This is a genomic window from Streptomyces sp. NPDC101237 (assembly GCF_044767465.1).
GTDB lineage: Bacteria > Actinomycetota > Actinomycetes > Streptomycetales > Streptomycetaceae > Streptomyces > Streptomyces gramineus.
The window spans coordinates 61,689-82,330 of record NZ_JBIWNY010000028.1 but is presented as its reverse complement, the minus strand read 5'-3'; the positions used below and the strand labels follow the sequence as shown (position 1 = coordinate 82,330).

20 protein-coding genes are annotated in these 20,642 nt (G+C 70.3%); 15 read left to right on the top strand and 5 right to left on the bottom strand.

Annotated elements, in window-relative coordinates:
* Positions 1-107: 107 nt before the first annotated feature.
* Complete coding sequence (locus tag ACIRQ9_RS33050; RefSeq protein ID WP_404181863.1) at positions 108-1,442, bottom strand: epoxide hydrolase family protein; 1,335 nt, start codon at positions 1,440-1,442, stop codon at positions 108-110.
* Positions 1,443-1,837: 395 nt separating this feature from the next.
* Here ACIRQ9_RS33050 and ACIRQ9_RS33045 point away from each other — a divergent pair, with 395 nt between their 5' ends.
* Genes ACIRQ9_RS33045 through ACIRQ9_RS33020 form a run of 6 tightly spaced genes read left to right on the top strand, consistent with a single transcriptional unit; the run spans position 1,838 to position 7,532 of the window.
* Positions 1,838-2,578, top strand: coding sequence for a DUF1684 domain-containing protein (locus ACIRQ9_RS33045; protein WP_404181860.1), 741 nt, complete (start codon positions 1,838-1,840; stop codon positions 2,576-2,578).
* A 50-nt stretch (positions 2,579-2,628) separates the two neighbouring features.
* Positions 2,629-4,143, top strand: coding sequence for an ABC transporter substrate-binding protein (locus ACIRQ9_RS33040; protein WP_404181857.1), 1,515 nt, complete (start codon positions 2,629-2,631; stop codon positions 4,141-4,143).
* Positions 4,143-5,108, top strand: a complete 966-nt coding sequence (locus ACIRQ9_RS33035) for an ABC transporter permease (RefSeq protein WP_404181854.1) — start codon at positions 4,143-4,145, stop codon at positions 5,106-5,108. Before ACIRQ9_RS33040 ends, ACIRQ9_RS33035 begins: the two co-directional genes overlap by 1 nt.
* Positions 5,105-5,974, top strand: coding sequence for an ABC transporter permease (locus ACIRQ9_RS33030; protein ID WP_404181851.1), 870 nt, complete (start codon positions 5,105-5,107; stop codon positions 5,972-5,974). The genes ACIRQ9_RS33035 and ACIRQ9_RS33030 overlap by 4 nt, the downstream gene beginning before the upstream one ends.
* Complete coding sequence (locus ACIRQ9_RS33025; protein ID WP_404181848.1) at positions 5,971-6,771, top strand: ATP-binding cassette domain-containing protein; 801 nt, start codon at positions 5,971-5,973, stop codon at positions 6,769-6,771. The genes ACIRQ9_RS33030 and ACIRQ9_RS33025 overlap by 4 nt, the downstream gene beginning before the upstream one ends.
* Positions 6,768-7,532 (top strand): ABC transporter ATP-binding protein, encoded by a 765-nt coding sequence (locus ACIRQ9_RS33020; RefSeq protein ID WP_404181845.1) that lies wholly within the window; start codon positions 6,768-6,770, stop codon positions 7,530-7,532. The genes ACIRQ9_RS33025 and ACIRQ9_RS33020 overlap by 4 nt, the downstream gene beginning before the upstream one ends.
* 128 nt (positions 7,533-7,660) lie before the next feature.
* On the opposite strand, the gene ACIRQ9_RS33015 is transcribed toward ACIRQ9_RS33020, so the two are convergent.
* Entirely contained in the window at positions 7,661-8,056 is a 396-nt protein-coding gene (locus tag ACIRQ9_RS33015; RefSeq protein WP_404181842.1) for a hypothetical protein, read from the bottom strand.
* Between the two features lie 246 nt (positions 8,057-8,302).
* On the opposite strand from ACIRQ9_RS33015, the gene ACIRQ9_RS33010 reads away from it, so the two are divergent.
* Positions 8,303-9,568 carry a glycosyltransferase family 4 protein gene (locus ACIRQ9_RS33010; RefSeq protein WP_404181839.1) on the top strand — a complete coding sequence of 422 codons (1,266 nt, stop codon included), beginning with the start codon at positions 8,303-8,305 and terminating at the stop codon, positions 9,566-9,568.
* Positions 9,565-10,392, top strand: coding sequence for a transferase (locus tag ACIRQ9_RS33005; protein ID WP_404181836.1), 828 nt, complete (start codon positions 9,565-9,567; stop codon positions 10,390-10,392). Before ACIRQ9_RS33010 ends, ACIRQ9_RS33005 begins: the two co-directional genes overlap by 4 nt.
* Positions 10,393-10,792: 400 nt before the next feature.
* On the opposite strand, the gene ACIRQ9_RS33000 is transcribed toward ACIRQ9_RS33005, so the two are convergent.
* Positions 10,793-12,811 carry an RICIN domain-containing protein gene (locus tag ACIRQ9_RS33000; RefSeq protein WP_404181833.1) on the bottom strand — a complete coding sequence of 673 codons (2,019 nt, stop codon included), beginning with the start codon at positions 12,809-12,811 and terminating at the stop codon, positions 10,793-10,795.
* A gap of 574 nt (positions 12,812-13,385) precedes the next feature.
* On the opposite strand from ACIRQ9_RS33000, the gene ACIRQ9_RS32995 reads away from it, so the two are divergent.
* The 3 genes from ACIRQ9_RS32995 to ACIRQ9_RS32985 all read left to right on the top strand — a co-directional run bounded on the left by ACIRQ9_RS32995 (position 13,386) and on the right by ACIRQ9_RS32985 (position 17,058).
* Positions 13,386-13,697, top strand: coding sequence for an STAS domain-containing protein (locus ACIRQ9_RS32995; RefSeq protein ID WP_404181830.1), 312 nt, complete (start codon positions 13,386-13,388; stop codon positions 13,695-13,697).
* A 220-nt stretch (positions 13,698-13,917) separates the two neighbouring features.
* A complete protein-coding gene (locus tag ACIRQ9_RS32990; RefSeq protein ID WP_404181827.1) occupies positions 13,918-16,002 on the top strand; it encodes a SpoIIE family protein phosphatase in 2,085 nt (694 codons plus the stop codon).
* A gap of 144 nt (positions 16,003-16,146) precedes the next feature.
* Complete coding sequence (locus ACIRQ9_RS32985) at positions 16,147-17,058, top strand: DMT family transporter (RefSeq protein WP_404181824.1); 912 nt, start codon at positions 16,147-16,149, stop codon at positions 17,056-17,058.
* A gap of 67 nt (positions 17,059-17,125) precedes the next feature.
* Here the strand turns inward: ACIRQ9_RS32985 and ACIRQ9_RS32980 are convergent, their stop codons facing one another.
* The gene (locus ACIRQ9_RS32980) at positions 17,126-17,599 is read right to left on the bottom strand and encodes an ArsI/CadI family heavy metal resistance metalloenzyme (RefSeq protein WP_404181822.1); all 474 of its coding nucleotides are present in this window, start codon (positions 17,597-17,599) and stop codon (positions 17,126-17,128) included.
* A gap of 80 nt (positions 17,600-17,679) precedes the next feature.
* Here ACIRQ9_RS32980 and ACIRQ9_RS32975 point away from each other — a divergent pair, with 80 nt between their 5' ends.
* From ACIRQ9_RS32975 to ACIRQ9_RS32965, 3 genes are read left to right on the top strand one after another with little or no spacing between them, the layout of a single operon-like run.
* Complete coding sequence (locus tag ACIRQ9_RS32975; protein WP_404181819.1) at positions 17,680-18,075, top strand: ArsR/SmtB family transcription factor; 396 nt, start codon at positions 17,680-17,682, stop codon at positions 18,073-18,075.
* Positions 18,072-19,202, top strand: coding sequence for an ACR3 family arsenite efflux transporter (gene arsB, locus ACIRQ9_RS32970; protein WP_404181816.1), 1,131 nt, complete (start codon positions 18,072-18,074; stop codon positions 19,200-19,202). Before ACIRQ9_RS32975 ends, arsB begins: the two co-directional genes overlap by 4 nt.
* Entirely contained in the window at positions 19,195-19,602 is a 408-nt protein-coding gene (locus ACIRQ9_RS32965; RefSeq protein ID WP_404181813.1) for an arsenate reductase ArsC, read from the top strand. Before arsB ends, ACIRQ9_RS32965 begins: the two co-directional genes overlap by 8 nt.
* Before the next feature lie 148 nt (positions 19,603-19,750).
* Here ACIRQ9_RS32965 and ACIRQ9_RS32960 read toward each other — a convergent pair whose 3' ends face one another.
* Positions 19,751-20,035: a hypothetical protein gene (locus tag ACIRQ9_RS32960; RefSeq protein WP_404181811.1), complete on the bottom strand. Its 285-nt coding sequence runs from the start codon at positions 20,033-20,035 to the stop codon at positions 19,751-19,753.
* A 24-nt stretch (positions 20,036-20,059) separates the two neighbouring features.
* On the opposite strand from ACIRQ9_RS32960, the gene ACIRQ9_RS32955 reads away from it, so the two are divergent.
* Positions 20,060-20,524, top strand: coding sequence for a BON domain-containing protein (locus ACIRQ9_RS32955; protein ID WP_404181808.1), 465 nt, complete (start codon positions 20,060-20,062; stop codon positions 20,522-20,524).
* Positions 20,525-20,642 lie beyond the last annotated feature (118 nt).

Below are 20,642 nucleotides of genomic sequence, written 5' to 3'. Positions count from 1 at the left end.
CGCGTCCGCGGGCACGGGGACGCGCACCAGCTCCAGGTCTCGACCCGCTCGCCTGACGCAAGCGCGACGCCGGAGCGACCGCCGTGGCGGCCTGCCGCGGGCCGTCCCTACTTTCCCGCGGTCCGCTGCGGGCGCAACGAGGCGAACGCGGCGCGGAGTTCCTGCGTGAAGACGCCCGGGACCTCCCAGGCCGCGAAGTGCCCGCCGCTGCCGGCCCTGTGGTAGTAGAAGAGGTCGTGGTAGGCGCGGGACGCCCAGCTGTGCGGGGCCTGGTAGATCTCGCCGGGGAACACCGTGATGGCGGCCGGGATGGAGACCGAGACGGCGTTGAAGTTGTTGGCGTTGTTCTCCCAGTAGAGCCGGGAGGATGAGACCGCGGTGTCGGTCACCCAGTAGAGGGTGATGTCGTCGAGCATCTCGTCCCTGGTCAGCACGCGTTCCGGGTGGCCGTCGCTGTACGTCCACGCCGCGAACTTGTCGTACATCCAGGCGGCCAGTCCGGCGGGGGAGTCCGTCAGCCCGTATCCCTCGGTCTGGGGCCGGGTGACCATCATGGCCGAGTAGCCGGATCCGGTCTTGTAGAAGGCGGCGAGCTTGTCGTACGCGGCCTTCTCGTCGGCGTCGAGACCGGTCGGCGCCGGGTAGCCGCACTGGAGCCGCGGCGCGATGTCCGGGGGGACGGTGGCCGGGAAGTTGACGTGGATGCCGAGCAGCCCCGGGGGCTTCTGGACGGCCATCTTGTCCGAGATCACGGCGCCCCAGTCGCCGCCCTGGGAGACGTAGTGCTCGTATCCCAGACGCTCCATCAGCACGGCCCAGGCGCGAGCGATGCGGTCGGGGTTCCAGCCGGTGGTCGTCGGCCGCTCCGAGAAGCCGTAGCCGGGCATGGACGGGATGACGAGGTGGAAGGCGTCCTCGGCTCGGCCTCCGTGGGCCGTCGGGTCGCTGAGCGGCTCGATGACCTTCAGGAACTCCAGGATGGAGCCGGGCCAGCCGTGGGTCAGGATGATCGGGAGGGCGTTCGCGTGGCGGGAGCGGACGTGGATGAACTGGATGTCGAGTCCGTCGATCTCCGTGACGTACATCGGCAGGGAGTTGAGGGTGTCCTCGACGTTCCGCCAGTCGTATGTCGTGGCCCAGTACCGGGTGAGGTCCTTCATCGTCGCCAACTGGACGCCCTGGGACCGGTCGTGGACCGTCTCGCGGTCGGGCCAGCGGGTCGCCCGTATCCGGCGGTGCAGCTCGGTCAGGTCCTGCTCCGGAACGTGCACGCGAAAGGGCCGGACGCTCTGTCTCTCGCTCGCGGAGGCCGGTTTGGCCGGTCGCTCCCAGGCCCGCATGCCGGCCGCTCCGGCCGTGGCCCCGGTCGCCGCGACGGTCATGGCCGTGGCGGACGTGGAGAGGAACGTCCGGCGGGAGTGCGAGCGCGGGAGTGCGGGCATCACGGATCTCCTTGCTGCGTGTCCGGGGACCGGAGTCGCGGCGCGGGGTGCGCGGAGGGGCGTCTGATCGACCCGCGCCTGGCGACTGGGCTGTTTCCGGTCTGCGAAGTCCGCTTCCGGCGCGCCGGCTGCTGCACGGTGGGAGAGCCGGCGTGGGCCGGGACCCTCGAAGCCGAGTGACTACTAAGAGTAACGATATATCGCCGAGTGTGAGTGTGCAACTCGAATGGAGTCGGCCCTGACCGTCCCGGCTGTCGCGTGACCTGCCATGACCTCGCCCCTTACCCGTCTCAATGGCCGAGACGGGTGTTTGACATTAGGCGATCTTATGGCGGATAAAGTACTTGCTTTGGCCACGTTATGACTTTCCGTGGCGGTCCAGCCCTGCTAGCCGAATGAGTACCGACGTGTCCGACTCCTCCGCCTCCCCGGCCCCCGTCGACCCGCGACAGGAGTGGGACGCCTGGTGTGCCGGGCGCCGTCGGGCGCTCACCTCGCCGACCGGCAACCTCGCCCTCGTCGAGACCCGCTGGCTCCCGGCCGGGGAGAAGCCCGACGCCGACGCCGCCCGCGCAGGGCAGCCGGCCGGCGTGACGGTCACCACGTTGAGCCGCACCGACCTCGTCACCGGCGAGCCCGAGCACGGCCTGCGTTTCTGGGACGCCGACGCGCCCGCCATCGGTCACTTCGAGGGCGTCGACACCTTCCCGTACGACCCCGCCTGGGTCCTGGAAGCCGCCTACACCCCCGTCCCGGGCGCCCGCCGGATCGCCTTCGAGCACATCCGGGACAACGGCGGCAGCCGCGACCTCGTCGTCCCCGGCGACATCACGCTCACCGTCGACGGCCGCGCCTACACCCTCAGCGCCTTCGACGACGACGGCACCCTGCTGCTCGTCTTCGGCGACCCGACCAACGGTGACACCACCTACGGCGCCGGCCGCTTCCTGTTCGTCGAGCGCACCGCCGACGAGAGCCGGGTCGTCCTCGACTTCAACCGGGCCTTCGTGCCGCCCTGCGGCTTCTCCGATCAGTACAACTGTCCGATGCCGCCGCGGCAGAACCGCTTCCACCTGCCCGTCGAGGCCGGCGAGAAGCGCCCCGTCTTCCGCGACGGCTTCGCCGCACAGCACTGATCGTCCGCAGCCCCCTCCCGTATCCCGCAGCACGAAAGCGCACCCACGCCATGAGACTGAACAAGCCCGCCCTGTACGCCGCCGCGACCACCGCGACCCTCGCACTCGTCCTCACCGCCTGCGGCGGCTCGGCGACCAGCGCCTCCGGCGGCACCTGGGACAAGAACGCCACCGTCAACATCGGCTCCCTGTACGAGCCGCAGAACCTCGACAACACCGCGGGCGGCGGCCAGGGCGTCACCGAGGCCCTCAACGGCAACGTCTACGAGGGACTCTTCCGGCTCACCGACGACGGCAAGGTCGACAAGCTCCTCGCGAAGGACTACAAGGCCAGCGCCGACGGCCTCACCTACACCTTCACCCTGCGCAGCGGCGTGAAGTTCCACAGCGGCAGGGAACTCACCAGCGCCGACGTCAAGTACAGCCTGGAGAAGGTCCTCGCGGACGACTCGCAGTCCGCCCGCAAGAGCAACCTCGAAGTCGTCAAGGACATCGCCACCCCCGACGCGCACACCGTCAAGGTCACGCTGTCCCAGCGGTCGATCTCCTTCGTCTACAACCTCTCCTACGTCTGGATCATCAACTCCCAGGCGAAGAACCTGAAGACCAGCGAGGACGGCACCGGCCCCTACACCCTCGGCAAGTGGACCCGCGGCTCCGCGCTGAGCCTGAACCGGTTCACCGGCTACTGGGGCGACAAGGCCGCCAACAAGCAGGTCGTCTTCCACTACTTCAAGGACGCCACCGCCCTCAACAACGCCCTGCTGACCAACGCCGTCGACGTGGTCACCGGCGAACAGTCGCCGGACGCCCTCGACCAGTTCAAGAGCAACCAGAGCTACAAGGTCAACGACGGCAACTCCACCACCAAGCTGCTGCTCGCCTTCAACGACAAGGCCAAGCCCTTCACGAACGTGAAGGTGCGGCAGGCCGTCTCCGCCGCCATCGACGACAAGAAGCTCCTGGAGTCCGTCTGGGGCGGCTACGGCAAGCTCATCGGCTCGATGGTGCCGCCCACCGACCCCTGGTACGAGGACCTCACCAAGGTCAACGCCTACGACGTCACCAAGGCCAAGCAGCTGCTCGCCGAGGCCGGTTACGCCAAGGGCTTCTCCTTCACCCTCGACACCCCCAACTACGACCCGCACCCCACGGCCGCGACCTTCATCAAGGCGCAGCTCGCCAAGGTCGGCATCGACGTCAAGATCAACACGATCACGCCCGACGAGTGGTACACCAAGGTCTACAAGAACCACGACTTCACGGCGACGCTCCAGGAGCACGTCAACGACCGTGACCTGGTCTGGTACGGCAACCCCGACTTCTACTGGGGCTACGACAACAAGCAGGTCACGAAGTGGGTCGCGCAGGCCGAGGAGGCCACCTCGACCGCGCAGCAGACCGACCTGCTGAAGAAGGTCAACCGCCAGACCGCCGAGGACGCGGCCAGTGACTGGCTCTACCTGTACCCGCAGATCGTGGTCGCGAGCTCCAAGCTCTCCGGCTACCCGCTCAACGGCCTGAACTCCCAGTTCTACGCCTACGACATCAAGAAGAAGGACTGATGGGGCGCTACCTCCTCAGACGCCTCGCCTTCCTCGTGGTGTCGCTGGTGATGGCGAGCGTGGTGCTGTTCGTCCTGCTGCGCCTGCTGCCCGGCGACCCGGCCAACGCGCTCACCTCGGTGGGCGCCAGCCCGGAGCAGATCGCCGCGGCCCGCCACTCGATCGGCTCCGACCGCCCGCTGCCCGAACAGTTCACCCACTGGCTCGGGCAGCTGGCGAGCGGCGACCTCGGCACCTCCTTCGTCAGCTCGCTGCCGGTCGGACCCGAGGTGACCGCTCGCCTGAACGTCACCGTCCCGCTGACGCTGGCCGCGTTCGTCCTGGCCGTCCTCGTCGCCGTACCCGTCGGCTTCGTCGCCGCCCACAAGCGGCACACCTGGTACGGAGCCCTGCTCAGCGGGGTCTCCCAACTGGGCATGGCGGTACCGGTGTTCTGGCTCGGCATGATCCTCATCGCGGTGTTCGCACTGAACGCGGGCTGGCTGCCCTCCGGCGGCTTCCCGCAGGACGGCTGGGCCGCGCCCGCCGACGCCGTCCGCTCCCTGGTCCTGCCGGTCGTGACCATCGCCCTGGTGATGAGCGCCTCCCTGATCCGCTACGTCCGCTCGGCCACCCTCGACGTCCTCGGCAGCGACCACCTGCGCACCGCCCGCGCCCTCGGCGCGTCCTTCCCGGCCGCCATGTGGCGGCACGGGCTGCGCAACGCCTCCGTACCGGTGATCTCCGTGCTCGGCATCGAACTCGCCTCCACCCTGCTCGGCGCGGTCGTCGTGGAGTCCGTGTACGCGCTGCCCGGCCTCGGCTCGCTGCTCGCCACCGGCATCGCCCAGCACGACTACCCGGTGATCCAGGGCGTGCTGTTCGTCTCCACCCTCGCCGTCCTGCTGATCGGGTTCGTCGCCGACCTCGTGCAGCGGATCGTCGACCCGCGGCTGCGCGGCCGGCTGTCGGGAGGAGCCCGATGACCACGACCGACGTCCTGGACAAGGCACCGCCGGCCGGGCCCGTCCGCGGCCGCCGCCGCTCGGCGACACTGCTCGCCGGCTGCACCCTCACCGCGCTGGTCGCGCTGCTCGCGCTCGTCTCGCTGGTCTGGCTGCCGTACGCCACCGACGACACCTCCGGCGGCCGGCTAGCGGGTCCGGGCGACGGACATCTGCTCGGCACCGACAAGCTGGGCCGGGACCTGTTCACCCAGCTGATGACCGGCTCGCGGATCGCCGTCGAGGCCGGTCTCGGCTCGGTGCTGATCGCCGCGCTGATCGGCGTCACGCTCGGAGTGCTCGCCGCGTTCGCGCAAGGATGGCTCGACGACACCCTCGCCGCCTTCCTCGACATCCTGATCGCCTTCCCGACGCTGCTCCTCGCCATGCTCGTCGTCGCCGCCCGCTCGGCCACCCTCGGCTCCGCCGTCCTCGCCATCGGCCTGGCCCAGAGCGCCGTCGTCGCCCGGCTGGTGCGCATCCTGGTCAAGCGGGTCCTCGCGCAGGACTACATCACCGCCGCCCGCACCTCGGGAACCTCCTGGCCCCGCACCGTCGCCGGGCACGTGCTGCCCAACATCTGGCCCACCCTCGTGGTCAACCTGGCCCTCCAGTTCGGCCTCGCCGTGCTGGCCGAGGCCGGCCTGTCCTACCTCGGTCTCGGCGCACCGCCGCCCAACGCCTCCTGGGGCCGCATGCTCCAGGAGGCCCAGGCCACCTTCACCACCGCCCCGGCCGGAGCACTGGCCCCCGGCATCCTGCTGGTCCTGCTGGTCGTCGGCGTCAACCTGATCGCCGACGGGCTCCGCGACACCCTCGACCCGGCGACCCGACAGAGGCGGTCATGACCCTCCTCGACGTAGACGGCCTGACCGTGCGCACCTCCGACGGGCGCACCCTGGTGGACGACGTCTCCTTTGGGATCGACGCGGGCGAACGGCTCGGCCTGATCGGCGAGTCCGGCTCCGGCAAGTCCCTGACCACCCTCGCCCTGCTGGGTCTGCTGCCCGACGGGATGCGCGCCGAGGGGAGCGTGACGCTGGCCGGCACACAGGTCGTCGGCGCCACCGAGAAGCAGCTCACCGCCGTCCGCGGACGCCGGGCGGCCGTGGTCTTCCAGGAGCCGCTGACCGCGCTCGATCCCCTGATGCGGGTGGGCCGTCAGATCGCCGAGCCGCTCGCCCGCCGCACCGGCCTCAAGGGCAGACAGCTGCGAGACGCCGTGGGGGAGGCCCTGGACCGCGTCCGGCTGCCCGAACCGGGCCGGATCGCCCGCGCCTTCCCGCACGAGATCTCCGGCGGCCAGCGCCAGCGGGTCGCCCTCGCCATGGCCCTCGCCTGCGAGCCCGACCTGCTCATCGCCGACGAACCCACCACCGCCCTCGACGTGTCCGTGCAGGCCGAGGTGCTCGACCTGCTCGACACGCTGGTGCGCGAGCGCGGGATGGCCGTGCTGTTCGTCAGCCACGACCTCGCCGTCGTCGCGAAGATCACCGACCGGGCCCTCGTCCTCAAGGACGGCAGGGCCGTCGAGGAGGGGCCGGTCCTCGACGTGATCGGCACGCCGACCGCCGAGTACACCCGGACGCTCGTCGCCGGTGCCCGCAAGCTGGAGGCCGCCCTGGACCTGAGGAGCGCCCGATGACCCCCGTCCTCGAACTCGACGACGTGGCCGTCCGCTACCGCGGCGCCGCCACCGACGTCGTCCAGGGCGTGTCCCTCGCCGTCGAACCGGGACAGTCGCTCGCACTGGTCGGCGAGTCCGGCGCAGGCAAGACCACCCTGCTGCGTCTCCTGCTCGGCCTCGCCCGCCCCACCCGCGGCACGGTCCGCTTCGACGGCGAGCCCCTCGCCCCCGGCGACCGGCGGCAGCTGCGCCGCTTCCGGCGAGGCGTGCAGTGCGTCTTCCAGGACCCCTACTCCTCCCTGGACCCGCGCCGCCGCGTGGCCGCCATCGTCGCCGAACCGCTGCGCTCCCTCGGCCTGGACAGCCGTACGACCGCCGCGCCGAAGGTGGCCGCCGCCCTGGAGCGGGTGGGGCTGCCCGCCGACGCGGCCGACCGCTACCCGCACGAGTTCTCCGGCGGCCAGCGCCAGCGCATCGCCATCGCCCGGGCCATCGTGTGCGACCCGCGCGTGCTGCTCGCCGACGAACCCGTGAGCGCGCTCGACCTCACGACCCGGGTCAAGATCGTCGACCTGCTCGCCGAACTGAAGCAGGAGCGCGACCTCACCCTGGTCATGGTCAGCCACGACCTGTCGGTGGTCGCCTCCCTGTGCGAGCGCACGGCGGTGCTGGAGAGCGGCCGGCTGGTCGAACAGGGAACCACCGACCGGGTACTGGGCGCCCCGGAGCACCCGTACACCCGCCGGCTGATCGACAGCGTGCCCCGGCTGCCCGCCTGAGTCGGTCCTTGTTGCGAGGACGAAGATCTGTGGCTGTGTGCCGGGGCCGACGGCGGAGGCTGGGCAGCGCCGCCTGCCCCCGTGCACTGCCTACCTGAACGCGGCGGGGTTCGCGGCAGGTTCTGCGCCTAGCACTTGGGCAGCCAGAGGATGTCGTTGCGGAATCCCTCGTCGTCGAGGTAGACGTCGCTCACGTACACGTTGTGGTTCCCGAAGTCGTCGTCCGTCTTGAGCCAGACCGAACTCTGGTGGCCGCGGTCCGAGTACGTGAGGCCGTAGGTGTAGCAGAGGAAGTAGTTGCTGCCCGCGAAGAGCGTGCCCGCGTGGGAGGAGTCGTGCCAGTCGGGGGTCCAGTGCGTCCACTGGTCGACCACCGTGGTCATGTAGACCCGAGACGCGGACTGCGACACCGCGGCCGTCGTCCCTGAACCGGACTGCGCCGAGGCGGCGTTGGCGGTGCCCGCGAGCATTCCGGCCGCGGCCAGCGCGGCGAGGAGTCCGTAGCGCAGCGTACGTGTGGGCATGGATGGTCCCCCTGGGTTCCCTGGTCCGTTGCTGCGACGAGGTGTGCCGCGGCAGTTCGTTCGTGCTGACGTGCAGCACCGTAGGTCCCGGCGGCGTGGCGCCCTCAACACTTCGAACGGGTTCCAAGTGTGGCTGGCTCCCGCGCACGAAGGCCGGCGACAGCCACCACACGGACACATGACCTACAAGACAACGGACCGGTAAAAGCAGGCAACGAAGTGGGGTCCGTCGCGGTCTAATTCGCCATGAAGATCTCGTTCCTGCTCCACAACGCCTACGGGATCGGAGGCACGATCACCACCACGTTCAACCTGGCCCAGGCACTCGCCGACCGGAACGAGGTGGAGATCGTCTCCGTACTCCGGCACCGCGAACGCCCGACCTTCGCCCTGGACCCGCGCGTGTCCTTGAGGGCGCTGGTGGACCTGCGACACGAGAAGGAACATCCGCTGCATCTCCAGCCGGCACGGGTGTTCCCCGCCGCCGAGATCCGCTACGGGCAGTACAGCGAACTGACCGACCTGCGGATCGGCGCGTGTCTGGCGCAGACCGACGCCGAGGTCGTCATCGGCACCCGGCCGGGGCTCAACGTGCACCTCGCACGCCAGGCGCCGGAGCACGTCGTCCGCATCGGGCAGGAACACCTCACCCTCGACAGCCACTCACCCCGGCTGCGCATCGCGCTGCGCCGGGCCTACCGCCGGCTCGACGTGCTGACCACCGTCACCGAGGCGGACGCCGTCTCCTACCGGCGCAAGATGCGCCTGCCCGGCGTCCGGGTGACGGCCCTCCCGAACAGTGTCCCCGCCCCGGTGCTGCCCGCCGCGGACGGCTCCTCGAAGGTGATCGTCGCCGCCGGCCGACTGGTCCCGGTGAAGCGCTACGACCTCCTCGTCGAGGCGTTCGCCCCGGTCGCCGCCGCCCACCCGGACTGGCGACTGCGCATCTACGGCAGGGGCGGGGAACATGCGCGGCTGCGGCAGCTCATCGAGGACCTAGGCCTGAGCGACCACGCCTTCCTGATGGGAGCGGCCGCGCCCATGGAGGCGGAGTGGGTCAAGGGATCGATCGGCGCGACCGCGGCCGACTTCGAAGCGTTCGGCATGACCATCGTGGAGGCGATGCGCTGCGGTCTGCCGGTCGTCAGCACCGACTGCCCGTACGGACCCGGCGAGATCATCGAGGACGGCGCCGACGGCCTGCTCGTCCCCGTCGACGACCGCGAGGCGTTGAGCGCCGCACTACTGGAACTCGTACAGGACGACGAGCGACGCCGGCACATGGGCCGCATGGCACGGCAGAACGCGCGACGGTTCGACCCCGAAGCGATCGTGGAGCGGGTCGAGCGCCTGATCGACGAGGCGGTGGCCGCACGGGGGTCCGGGCGAGGAGCGGCGGGGGAACGCGGACGGGTACAACGGGCCCTGGTCAGCGAGGGCTTCGCCGCACGCGACCTCGCGAGGGTGGTGGCGTCCGGTGCGCTGCACACGGTACGGAGGGGAAAGCGATGACCACCGAACAGGGCACGACGACCATGGCCGACCTCCAGACCGACTGCACGGCAAGCCCGGACGGCCGCCTCACCTTCGCGCTGCGGGCGCCGTCGGCAACGGGCCGTCTGCTGCTGCGACTTCGCCCCAGGAAGGGGCAGTCCGAAGAGGTCCTCCACGTTCTCGACCTGAAACCGGCCACGGACGGTCGACCGTCCGCCGTCCTGCAGCCGGAACCCACGCTCGCCGAGGGCCGGTGGGACGTCTACCTGATCCCCGGACCAGGCGCACCACGGCTGCGACTGCGCCCGGGGCTGCGGGACCTTCGAGCCCTCGTCGACGGCCACCTGCGCGAGAGACCGTCACCGGTGGCCGTGCGCGTCCCGTACGTCACCAGGGACGGCTATCTGGCGGTGCGGGCGTGGCTGCGCACCGCCCACGCGGAGGTCGAAGGCGTCCACGTCACGGACCGCTCGATGACCGTCAAGGCACGGCTGCACGGCGCCACCCTCGGCGAGGCTCCGGCCGTACGGCTGCGCGTGCGGAGCGGGAGCGGCACCGAGCGGACCGTCGTGCCGACGGCCGAGAAGGACGGCCACCGGTTCTCCTTCACCGTGGACTACGCGGAGTTGGCCGGTGACGCCGGTACCGGGAACCGTGTCTGGGACCTGTCCGTCAGGATCGACGGTGAGACCTCCGTCCGGATCGGCCGCCTCCTCGACGACGTCGCGGAGCGCAAGGACATCTTCGTCCTCCCCACGGCCTTGATCGGCGGCACGGTCGTCCGCCCTTACTACACGGCCGACAACGATCTCTCCGTGCGTACGGAAAGTACCCGACCGTAAATCCACCCGGGCAGTGGTGCCATGACACCTTGTGGGGTGACCCGCGAGACGCAAGCTGGTTGATGTAGCCGGGGTCGAAGAGGCCGTAGGACGGGTCGTGAGTGATGTCGCCGTCGTGCGGGTCCGTCGGCGGGGTCGCGTGGGTGCCGGGCATCCGGAAGGCGTTGGGGAGCGCTCCTGAGAAGGCACCGGCGTCGGCGTGGAGGACAACGGTCACCCGGACCGTCATGAGAGGCCCCGGCACGCCTGTCGCGCGCAGCGTGTGGGAGCCGGGTGTGCCGCCCCGGCTCCGCGACCCCGACAGTGGCCTGGGCTGCGGTCCGCGGTGCGAACTCGCGCAGGACGTTGTCGGCGTCCCGCGGAACGCAGGACGCCGGGCAGCGGGCAGCGCCGATCTGGCCTACTGAGCGGTGAGTGTGAAGGACTGGGCGGCGCCGCCGGAGCAGCTCCACTGCTGGAGCCGGGCGCCGTCGGCGGTGGAGACATCGGTGACGTCCAGGCACTGGGAGGAACTGCTGCGTGGCGTCAGGGTGTAGGTGCCGCCTGCCCCAGGTACCGGCTTCCACTGCTGGTTGGTGCCGCCGCCGTAGGCCCAGAGCTGGATCTTCGCGCCGTTGCCGGCGCCCGTTCCTCCGGTGACGTCCCAGACGGCGCCGGCCGCGTTGCGGCTGACGACCTTGTAGTAGCCGCTGTCGGTGGGCTGGAACTGCCACTGCTGGTTGGTGCTGCCGGGCACGCAGGTCCACTGCTGCACGGCGGCGCCGTTGGCGGTCGAACCGGCCGTGTCGTCGACGCACTTGCCGCTGTTGGTGTTGGTGACCGTGTACCACTTCGTCGGGTCGACGGGCCCGGTGCTGCCACCGCCGACGTCGGGCCAGATGTACGTGCCCACCGTCTTGGCGGGCAGTGTGCTGCTGATCTGCTGGCCGTTGGCGCGCAGGGTGAAGGGCTGGTTGGAGGCCGTCTGGTTGACCACGACGGTCACCAGGCTGCCGTCCGGGTTGAGGAAGGCGACGTTGGTGACACTGCCGCTGGTGCCGTTGTTCGTCTCGACCCGGGTGGCGCCGCGTGCGATGAACTTCGAGAACTGGCCGACGATGTAGTACTCGGGCAGTGCCCAGTACGTGTCCGGATTGCCCGGCGACTGGATGAACATGGTCGGGTCGGGTGCGCCGGACCACTGCTCAGGGCTGCGGTTCTGGTCGAGCATGGTGACCCAGTCCTGGTACATGATCGACTGGTTGCGGAAGTACTGGACGATCCGGTCCGCGCCGGCGGTGCCCCACACGGCACGCTCGGTCATGGCCACGTCCTTGGTCGGGTAGCTCGACCTGACCTGTCCCATGGCGGTCGGATCGCCGCCGTAGTCGTGGAAGGCGATGCCGTCGACCGAGTTGAACGCGCTGCTGGGCGAGCCGGGATTGCCGAGGACCCCGGCCGTGTAGCTCGGGCCGTCGCCGAAGTTGTGGTCGAAGGCCCAGATCTTGGTGGCCGACGCGCCGTTGCCGTTCAGCTCGGTGCGCAGCGCGGTGGCGATCCTGCGTTCCTGGTCGGCGGTGAGCGTCATGCCCGGGTAGTCCGGCGGTGAGAACAGCGGCTCGTTCTGCATCGTGACGGCGTACAACGGCAGTCCCTGCCCCGCGTAGGCGGTGACGGCCTTGCGCAAGTAGGTCGCGAGGACGGGGATGTTCGCGTCGGGAAGGGTGCCGCCGATCAGACTGTTGTTGTTCTTCATCCAGGCAGGCGGGCTCCACACGCTGCCGAACAACAGCAGGTTGGGGTTGATCGCCTTTGCCTCCTTGAGGACCGAGATGATGTGGTAGTCGATGTCCTTCTGGAGGGAGAACCGCGACAGGCTCGGGTCGGCCGCGCCGTCGTCGTAGGTGTAGAACTGCCGTGCGGTGAAGTCGCTCGAACCCAGCGGGATCCGGGCGATGTTGAATCCGGCGCCGTTGACCGGGTCGACGAGCTTGCGCAGCGCCGCGGTACGCGCGGAGGCGCTCATCCGGGACAGGTTGTAGATCGTCGACTCCTCCAGCGAGGAGCCGACCCCGAGGACCGACTGGTAACGGGTGGCCGTGTCGGCGGTGATGGTGGCCGTGCCCGAGGCGGTGGCCGTGGTGAGGTCGGACTGCCGCGACAGCTGGTACCGGGTCGAGGCGAGCCCCGTCGCCGGGTTGGTGAACCAGTTCGCGTTGGCCGGGCCGAACCCCGAGGCGGTCGACTCCGAGCTGAAGTACACCTGAACGGAAGCGCCGGCCGCCTGGGCCGCCGGCGCGTTCACTGCGGTCAGAGCGACGGGCGCGAGCAGCGCGCCGACCGCCGTCGCCGTCAGCGCGAGCGTGGCCCGACGGCCGCGCGCCGCGGGGTCGGCGGTCCGGGAGCGCGGTCGCCACCAGTGGGGGTGTCTCAGAGGCACGGGAACTCCTGATCGGGTGGGGGGTGTCGCCTGCCGCCCGGCGGGAGCAGGCGGGATCCGCTCGTCCGACGCCGGGCGAGCGGTACGGGTGCGCTGGATCGGGCGGGCGTTCCGAAGGCGGGGGCTGATGCGACCGCGGTGGACGACCAGTGAGGTGACACACAGGGTTCACCTCTTTTTATAAGCCGTGAACTTAGAGGGGGTGCCGAAGCACCGTCAACCCACTCGTCGCCACGGGCGCATCAGCTCGTGTACGGCCTCGTCCGGTCGGGCTCCGGCGGGGACATGCGGCCGTACACACTTCGATGATGTTCGCGGGTGTGGCTTGGGCCGGGGCTCGGTCGCCGAGGGTGTGGGCTGGTGTCGGGTTCCGGGCCCGTGGGAGGCTTCGGGGACAACCAGCCTGGTCTGGTGGGAGACCCTGCGTTCTCTTCGAGGCCATCACGATGGCCGGGGCGGGATGCGGGTTGTTTCGCTCGGCTGTGCGCGGCCCGCGTCGCGCGCTTGATGCCCCTTCGTCGGGGGTGTGATGGGCTCGACCTCGGATTCGAGGCGAACCATGAAGAACCTCACCGTGAACACTCGGCAGTACCCTGACCGGACGGTGGTCACCGTGGCCGGGGAGTTGGACCTGACCACCTGCCCCGTACTCGGGGAAGCCACACTCGTCATCCCGCTCGGCGGCAGAACGCTCCACCTGGACCTGTCCGGGGTGACGTTCATGGACTCCAGCGGACTCAACCTCATGCTGCAACTGCGCAGACGCCTGCTCGCCGAAGGCGGCCAGGTCGTGGTCGGCGGGCTCCATCCCCGGGTCGAGCACGTCCTGCGTCTGACGGAGACCTACGAGCTCCTGACCGCCGATCCCCTCGGCAAGGCGGCGTGAAGCCCGCGAACGTCCCCGTGGATCGAGAGCGACGGCTGCAGGAAGGCGGGGGCGTCGACGCGGGCGGCGACCAGGCGGTCTCCAACGTCCCGCCCGGCCGGCCCTAGACGTCCGGGCCTGCGCAGCGTGCGTGCCAACGCTGGCCGAGGCCCCCGAGGGGGCAGAGGATGGCTTCTGTGAGGGGCATCCCGACACCACGGCCGGCGGGAGGAGCGACGCCATGAGCCCAGCGCGGCAGGCACCGGATGATGACTGCCCCGAGGGCGTGGGGTCGGACCCGAGCGCGTTGATCGATCTGCTGGGGGTCGCCGCGGTGCTGTTGGAGGCCGACGGCCGGATCGACATGTGGAGTCCGCAGGCCGATGACCTGTTCGGCTACACCCGGGAAGAGGCGGTGGGGCAGTACGCGGCGCAGCTCCTGCTCGACCCCAGTCACCGGGACGCGGCGATCGCGCTGTTCGCCGAGGTGATGATGACAGGCCGGTCGTGGGCCGGGCCGTTTCCCGTCCGGCACAAGGATGGCAGCACGCGCCTGGTGGAGTTCCGCAACATGCGGCTGACGGACCACCTGGGCGATCACTACGCGCTGGGGCTGGCCAGCGACCGGTCCACGCTACTGCAGCTGGAACGGAAACTGGCCCTGTCCGATCGGTTGGTCAGTCAGGCGCCGATCGGGCTGTCCGTCCTGGACGTCGACCTGCGATATCTGGCTGTCAACCCGGCCCTCGCGGCCATGCACGAGGTGTCGGAGGCCGATCATCTCGGCCGGCGGTTCGGGGAGGTCCTGCCCGGAGAACCGTTCCTCAGCGCCGAGAACAGCATGCGGGAGGTCCTGGAGACCGGTGTCCCGGTGGTGGACCGACAGGTGGTGAGCCAGGCTCCCGGCAGCCCGGACGAGGTGCGCGCGTGGACGATGTCGTTGTTCCGCCTGGAGGACCGGGGAGGGCATGTTCTCGGCATCGCCAACGTCGTCGTGGACATCACCGACCGCTACCGGGCGGCGCAGGAGGCCGACCGCGCACAGCAACGGCTGCGGCTGATCGCCGGCAGTTCGGCCCGGATCGGCAGGACCCTCGAGGTGGACACCACGGCCCAGGACCTGGCTGACGTCGTCGTCCCCGACCTGGCCGACATGGTCGCCGTGGACCTGCTGGATTCCTTCCTGCAGACGGGCCGCACGGACCTCGGGGACGGTCCGGCGGTCTTCCGCGCCCTCGCGGTGAAGACGGCCTATCCGACCGGCGCCGCCGAGGCGATCGTGGCTCCCGGCCGCCTGACCTCGTACCACGTTCACCACCCGGCGACGCACTGTGTCCGCACCGGGGAACCGGTGCTCATCGCCCGTCTGAACAGCGGCGACACCTCACGCATCGCCGAGAACGACCACGCCGCCCGCCTCCTCGCGCAGGCCGGCGTCCACACCGACATGGCCGTTCCTCTCATCGCTCGGGGCCAGATCATCGGCGTCATGGCGATGGCACGGGCGCGCAACCCCCACCCCTTCGACGAGGACGACCTCGCCCTCGCCTGCGAGCTGGCCTCGTCGGCCGCCCTCAGCATCGACAATGCCGTACTGCACCAGCACATCCGCAGCACTGCCGAGACGCTCCAGCGCACTCTGCTGCCGCAGCTCTCCCCCCGGCATCCGGGACTGGAGGTCGCCGCCCGCTACCGGCCCGCACAAGCCTTCAGCGAGGTGGGAGGCGATTGGTTCGACGTCATCCCTCTCGATGGTGAGCGGACGGCCCTCGTGGTGGGTGACGTCATGGGCAGCGGCATCTCCGCGGCGACCACCATGGGCCGCCTGCGCACAGCGACCTCGACACTCGCCGACCTCGGCCTCGACCCCGCCCGGATCCTCACCCACCTCGACAAGATCATCCAGGGGCTGGATCCGTACCTCGCCACCTGCGTCTACGCCATCTACGACCCGCAGGACCGCCGCCTGCACGTCGCCTGCGCGGGCCACCTCCCGCCGGTCCTCAAGCGGGCCGGCGGCAGCCCCGAACTTCTCGAGCTGCCCACGGGCACACCGCTGGGAGTCGGCGGCGTCCCGTTCGAGACCACGACCATCGGCCTGCACCCCGGCGACCAGCTGATCCTCTACACCGACGGACTGGTCGAGACACGCGAGGACCCCATCGACGAGCGCCTCGACGACCTCCTCCGGCTGCTGTCGCCGCCAGACCTGTCCATCGAGGACACCTGTGACCGCCTGCTCCAGGAACTCCGGGCCCCCTCCAGTCACGACGACGTGGCTCTGCTGATCGCCCGCACACAGTCACTGACGAACGGACGTGACTAGACTCTGAGCGGAATTCACCGTTTGCCGCGGTGAAACTCGCCGAAGCCGCTCAGCTGCGCGGCGTCACCGGAAGCGAGGGCGAACCATGTCCCCGCGGCGAGTGGAAAAGGATCTGGCCCAAAGCCCGGAAGCGATGCGGTCGACATGATTTTCGCGATGGCATGTGCCGTGCTTGCCGCCGGCAGCAACGCCTGGGGCACCGTTCTGCAAAGGCGCGCTGCGACGACCACTCCCGAGTCTCGTTCTCCCTTCGCGCTCGCCCTCGCGCTGGTGCGCAATCCCCTCTGGCTCGGAGGCATCCTCGGGGTCGTCGGCTCGGCCCTGTTCCAGGCGCTCGCGCTCAATTTCGGCAGCCTGGCCGCCGTCCAGCCGATCTTCATCCTCGAACTGCCGCTCGCCCTGCTCTTCGGCAGCATGGTCTTCCACGTCCAGGTCTCCCGGAAGGCGTGGGGATCCGTCGTCGCCATCTTCGCGGGGCTCGCGATCAGTCTCTTCTCCGCCGCGCCCACCGGTGGCCGGGAGCAGGTTCCCGGCATGTGGTGGATCCCGACGATCCTCGCGGTCGCCGCGGTGGAGGCCGTCCTCATCGGCATCGGCCTGCGTCGCCCGCACGGCGTGGCCCGTGCCGCCTGCCTCGCCGCGGCGGCCGCCGTCGGCAATGCCCTCACGGCGGCGTTCGTGAAGTCCGCGACCCACATCCTGTCCCGGCAGGGAACCGCCGCCTTCTTCCTGGCCTGGCAGACCTACGCCTTCGCGGTCGTCGGGTCGCTCTCGATCATCCTGCTCGGCTACGCCATGCAAGGCGGCCCGCTCATCGCCTCGCAGCCCGCGCTCACCCTCGGGGACGCCGTGGTCAGCTTCTGCCTCGGCGTCACCCTCTTCGCGGAGTCACCCCGCCGCGGTCTGTGGCTCATACCCGCTCTCCTGGGGGTCGCCCTGCTCTCGTACGGCGTCTTCACGCTCTCCCGTACCCGCTGCCTGGCGAAGTGCGTCGACCGGGACGAGACGGGGGAGGACCAGGCGCGGCAATCGACGGCGGCGGCGACGGTCCGGTAGCGGACCGCCGGCCAGGCCCACCGGCGGATCTGGCCGGGATCGCCGGACAGACCCGCGTACGCGACCTTCAGCCGCCGCAGGCGCAGCCCGGAGCCGACGGCGCGACTCCGGGCTCCGGCAGGCCGGCACAGCAGGCGTCTCCGCCTTCGAGCGCGGGGCTCCTGCCCATGTGGTCGGCGTCGGCCTTGACCACGTACACCTCCCATGGCTCCTTGCCGGGACCGTGGACCCAGACCTTGTCCTGGAGGGCGTAGCAGCAGGAGGTGTCGCTCTCCTCGAACGTCGCGAGCCCGGCTTTCTTGAGGCGGTCCGTGGCGGCGGTGACCGTCCGGGTGGATTCGACCTCGACGCCGAGGTGGTCCAGGCGGGTGTCCTGGCCGGGCTCGCCCTCGATCAGTACGAGCTTGAGCGGAGGCTCAGTGATCGCGAAGTTGGCGTAGCCGGGACGGCGCTTGGCCGGTTCGACGCCGAACAGCTTGGAGTAGAAGGTCACCGAGGCTTCGAGGTCGGCGACGTTGAGCGCGAGCTGGACACGGGACACGGCAGCACTCCCGATCGGGTTGATTCGATGACTGTCGATGCAACCTTGCGTCCTGGATCGAGAAACGTCAACATAGACGCATGTCGAAACAAGAGGTCGCGATGCTCGGTCAGGCCGGCGGCGAGGGGTGCTGCCCGACGCTGCTGACCGCCCCGCTGGACGAGGAGCAGGCAGTCGATCTGGCGAGGGTGTTCAAGGCGCTGGGGGACCCGGTACGGCTGCGCCTGCTGTCGATGATCGCGTCCCGCGCGGGCGGTGAGGTCTGCGTCTGCGATCTCACACCGGCCTTCGACCTGTCGCAGCCGACGATCTCCCACCACCTGAAGCTGCTGAAACAGACCGGGCTCATCGACTCGGAGCGCCGGGGCACCTGGGTGTACTACCGCCTGCTGCCGCAGACGACCGACCGGCTCGCCGCGCTCCTCACCCGCCCGGCCGAACAGCCACCGGCCGCGACCGCCGGAGCCGCCTCGTGAGCACGGACACGGCCGCCGCGCGGGCGTCGGCGCCGGCCGCACCGGTCGCCGGGCGGCTGTCGTTCCTCGACCGCTTCCTCGCCGTGTGGATCCTGCTCGCGATGGCGGCGGGGCTCGGCCTCGGCCGTCTCGTGCCCGGCCTCGGGAACGCGCTGGCCACGGTGACCCTCACCGGGGTCTCCCTGCCCATCGCGCTGGGCCTGCTCGTGATGATGTACCCCGTACTGGCCAAGGTCCGCTACGACCGCCTCGACACCGTCACTCGCGACCGCCGCCTGCTCGTGACGTCCCTGGTCCTGAACTGGCTCGTCGGACCGGCCCTGATGTTCGCGCTCGCCTGGACCTTCTTGCCGGACCTGCCCGAGTACCGCACCGGCCTGATCATCGTCGGACTCGCGCGGTGCATCGCCATGGTGGTCATCTGGAACGACCTCGCGTGCGGGGACCGTGAGGCCGCCGCCGTTCTGGTCGCCCTGAACTCGCTCTTCCAGGTGCTCGCCTTCGCCGCGCTGGGCTGGTTCTACCTCACCGTCCTGCCCGGCTGGCTCGGGCTGGAGCAGACCGCGCTGGATGTCTCGGTGTGGGAGATCGCCCGTTCCGTCCTGATCTTCCTCGGGATCCCTCTGCTGGCCGGGTTCCTCACCCGGCGCCTCGGCGAGCAGGCCAGGGGGCGCACCTGGTACGAGACGAAGCTGATCCCTCGGATCGGGCCGTTCGCCCTGTACGGGCTGCTGTTCACCGTTGTCGTCCTCTTCGCCCTCCAGGGAGACGCCATCACCTCCCAGCCGCTGGACGTCGCCCGGATCGCGGTGCCGCTGCTGGTGTACTTCACGCTCATGTGGGCCGGATCCATGGCCGTCGGCCGCGCCGTCGGTCTGGACCACCCGAAGGCGACGACACTGGCGTTCACCGCCGCCGGCAACAACTTCGAACTCGCCATCGCCGTCACCATCGCGACCTTCGGTGCCACCAGCGGCCAAGCCCTCGCCGGAGTCGTCGGCCCTCTCATCGAGGTTCCCGTCCTGATCGGCCTGGTCCACGTCGCCCTCGCCGTCCGCCGCTCCTTTCCCCGACCCTCGCCCGCGGCCGACCCGGCCGCCACCCCGGAAAGCTCCCACCGTGCCTGAAACCAAGCCGTCCGTCCTGTTCGTGTGCGTCCACAACGCCGGCCGCTCGCAGATGGCCGCTGCTTTCCTCACCCACCTCTCCGACGGCCTTGTCGAGGTCCGCTCCGCCGGGTCCGCGCCCGCGGCCTCGGTCAACCCGGTCGCCGTCCAGGCCATGGCGGAAGCCGGCATCGACCTCTCCGCCGAGACTCCGAAGGTGCTGACCATGGAAGCCGTACAGGCCTCCGACGTGGTGGTGACCATGGGATGCGGGGACACCTGCCCCGTCTTCCCCGGCAAGCAGTACCTCGACTGGTCGCTCGAAGACCCGGCCGGCCAGGGGATCGAGGCCGTCAGGCCGATCCGCGACCAGATCGAGCGGCACGTCCGCGGTCTGCTCGCCGAACTCCTGCCGCGCTGATCCTCCTGTCGGGAGGCGTGAGGCACCCGGTGACGTGTCGGCGGCCCGCCTGGCCGCACGGGAGCGGACCACGGGATCCATCCGGGCAGCAGCCGGGTGACCCGGACGCAGCCCCTGGGCGTGCTGCCCCGCCTGTCCCGGCCCGATCTCAGGGGCCGTCTTCGCGTGGCAGGACGGTGCCGCCGCCGGCCCGCACCGCTTCCACCACCGTCTGGTGCAGGGTGCGGCTCTCCGGCCCGGAGGGGCACGGCACCGGGCTGCCGGTGAGGGTGAACCACTTCGACGTGCCGCTGTACTGGACCTTCACCTCCGCCTGCCCACTGTCCCAGGCGGTGTGCACGGTCAGCTCCCCGGTGAGGGTCCCGCCCTCATCCGTACGAACGCCTCCCGGCCCCGTGAACACACCTGCTGTCGTCCATGAGGTCTGGACCATGGCGTCTTCTGCCTCTCCTGATGGGTGCCGCGGACGGCCGTCCCTCGGCTGCTCGTTCCCCGGTCACGCCAGTCACGTCGGATCGCGCCGGACGGAGCGCGACGGGCGGTCCACGGCTCGTGCGGTCCCTGTGAACACCGTCGCACCTTCGCCGGTACGGCGCGACACACCAGCGGCCTCGGCCGGACGGCCGGCGGAAACGGGCTACCCGCCGGCCGTGGCGACCTGCTGAGGATCTTCCTGCGCTCCGACGACGCCATCCGCCAGGAGATCACCCGGGATCTGCTGCGGGCGACGCTGAGGCTCGAACCGGCGGGCGTGGACGTGCGAGTGCGTTCCGGGCACGTCGGACTCACCGGCACGGTGGAGTACCGAAGCCTGGGTCCCGTCGTCGAGCAGGTGTGCCGGGGCGTGGACGGGGCGGTCCCGGTCGCCGGGAACCTGACCTGGCGAAAGGACGACGCCCGGCCGTCCCCCTCCGGATCCTGAGGACGCGTGCGCACGGGGTATATCCGCGCCACGCGCGAGGGCGAGGCCGACGATGTGAGTCGGGGCCGGGCAGCACCCGGTCTTCCTTCGGGCTGGGCCGAACGGCACACGAGCGGGG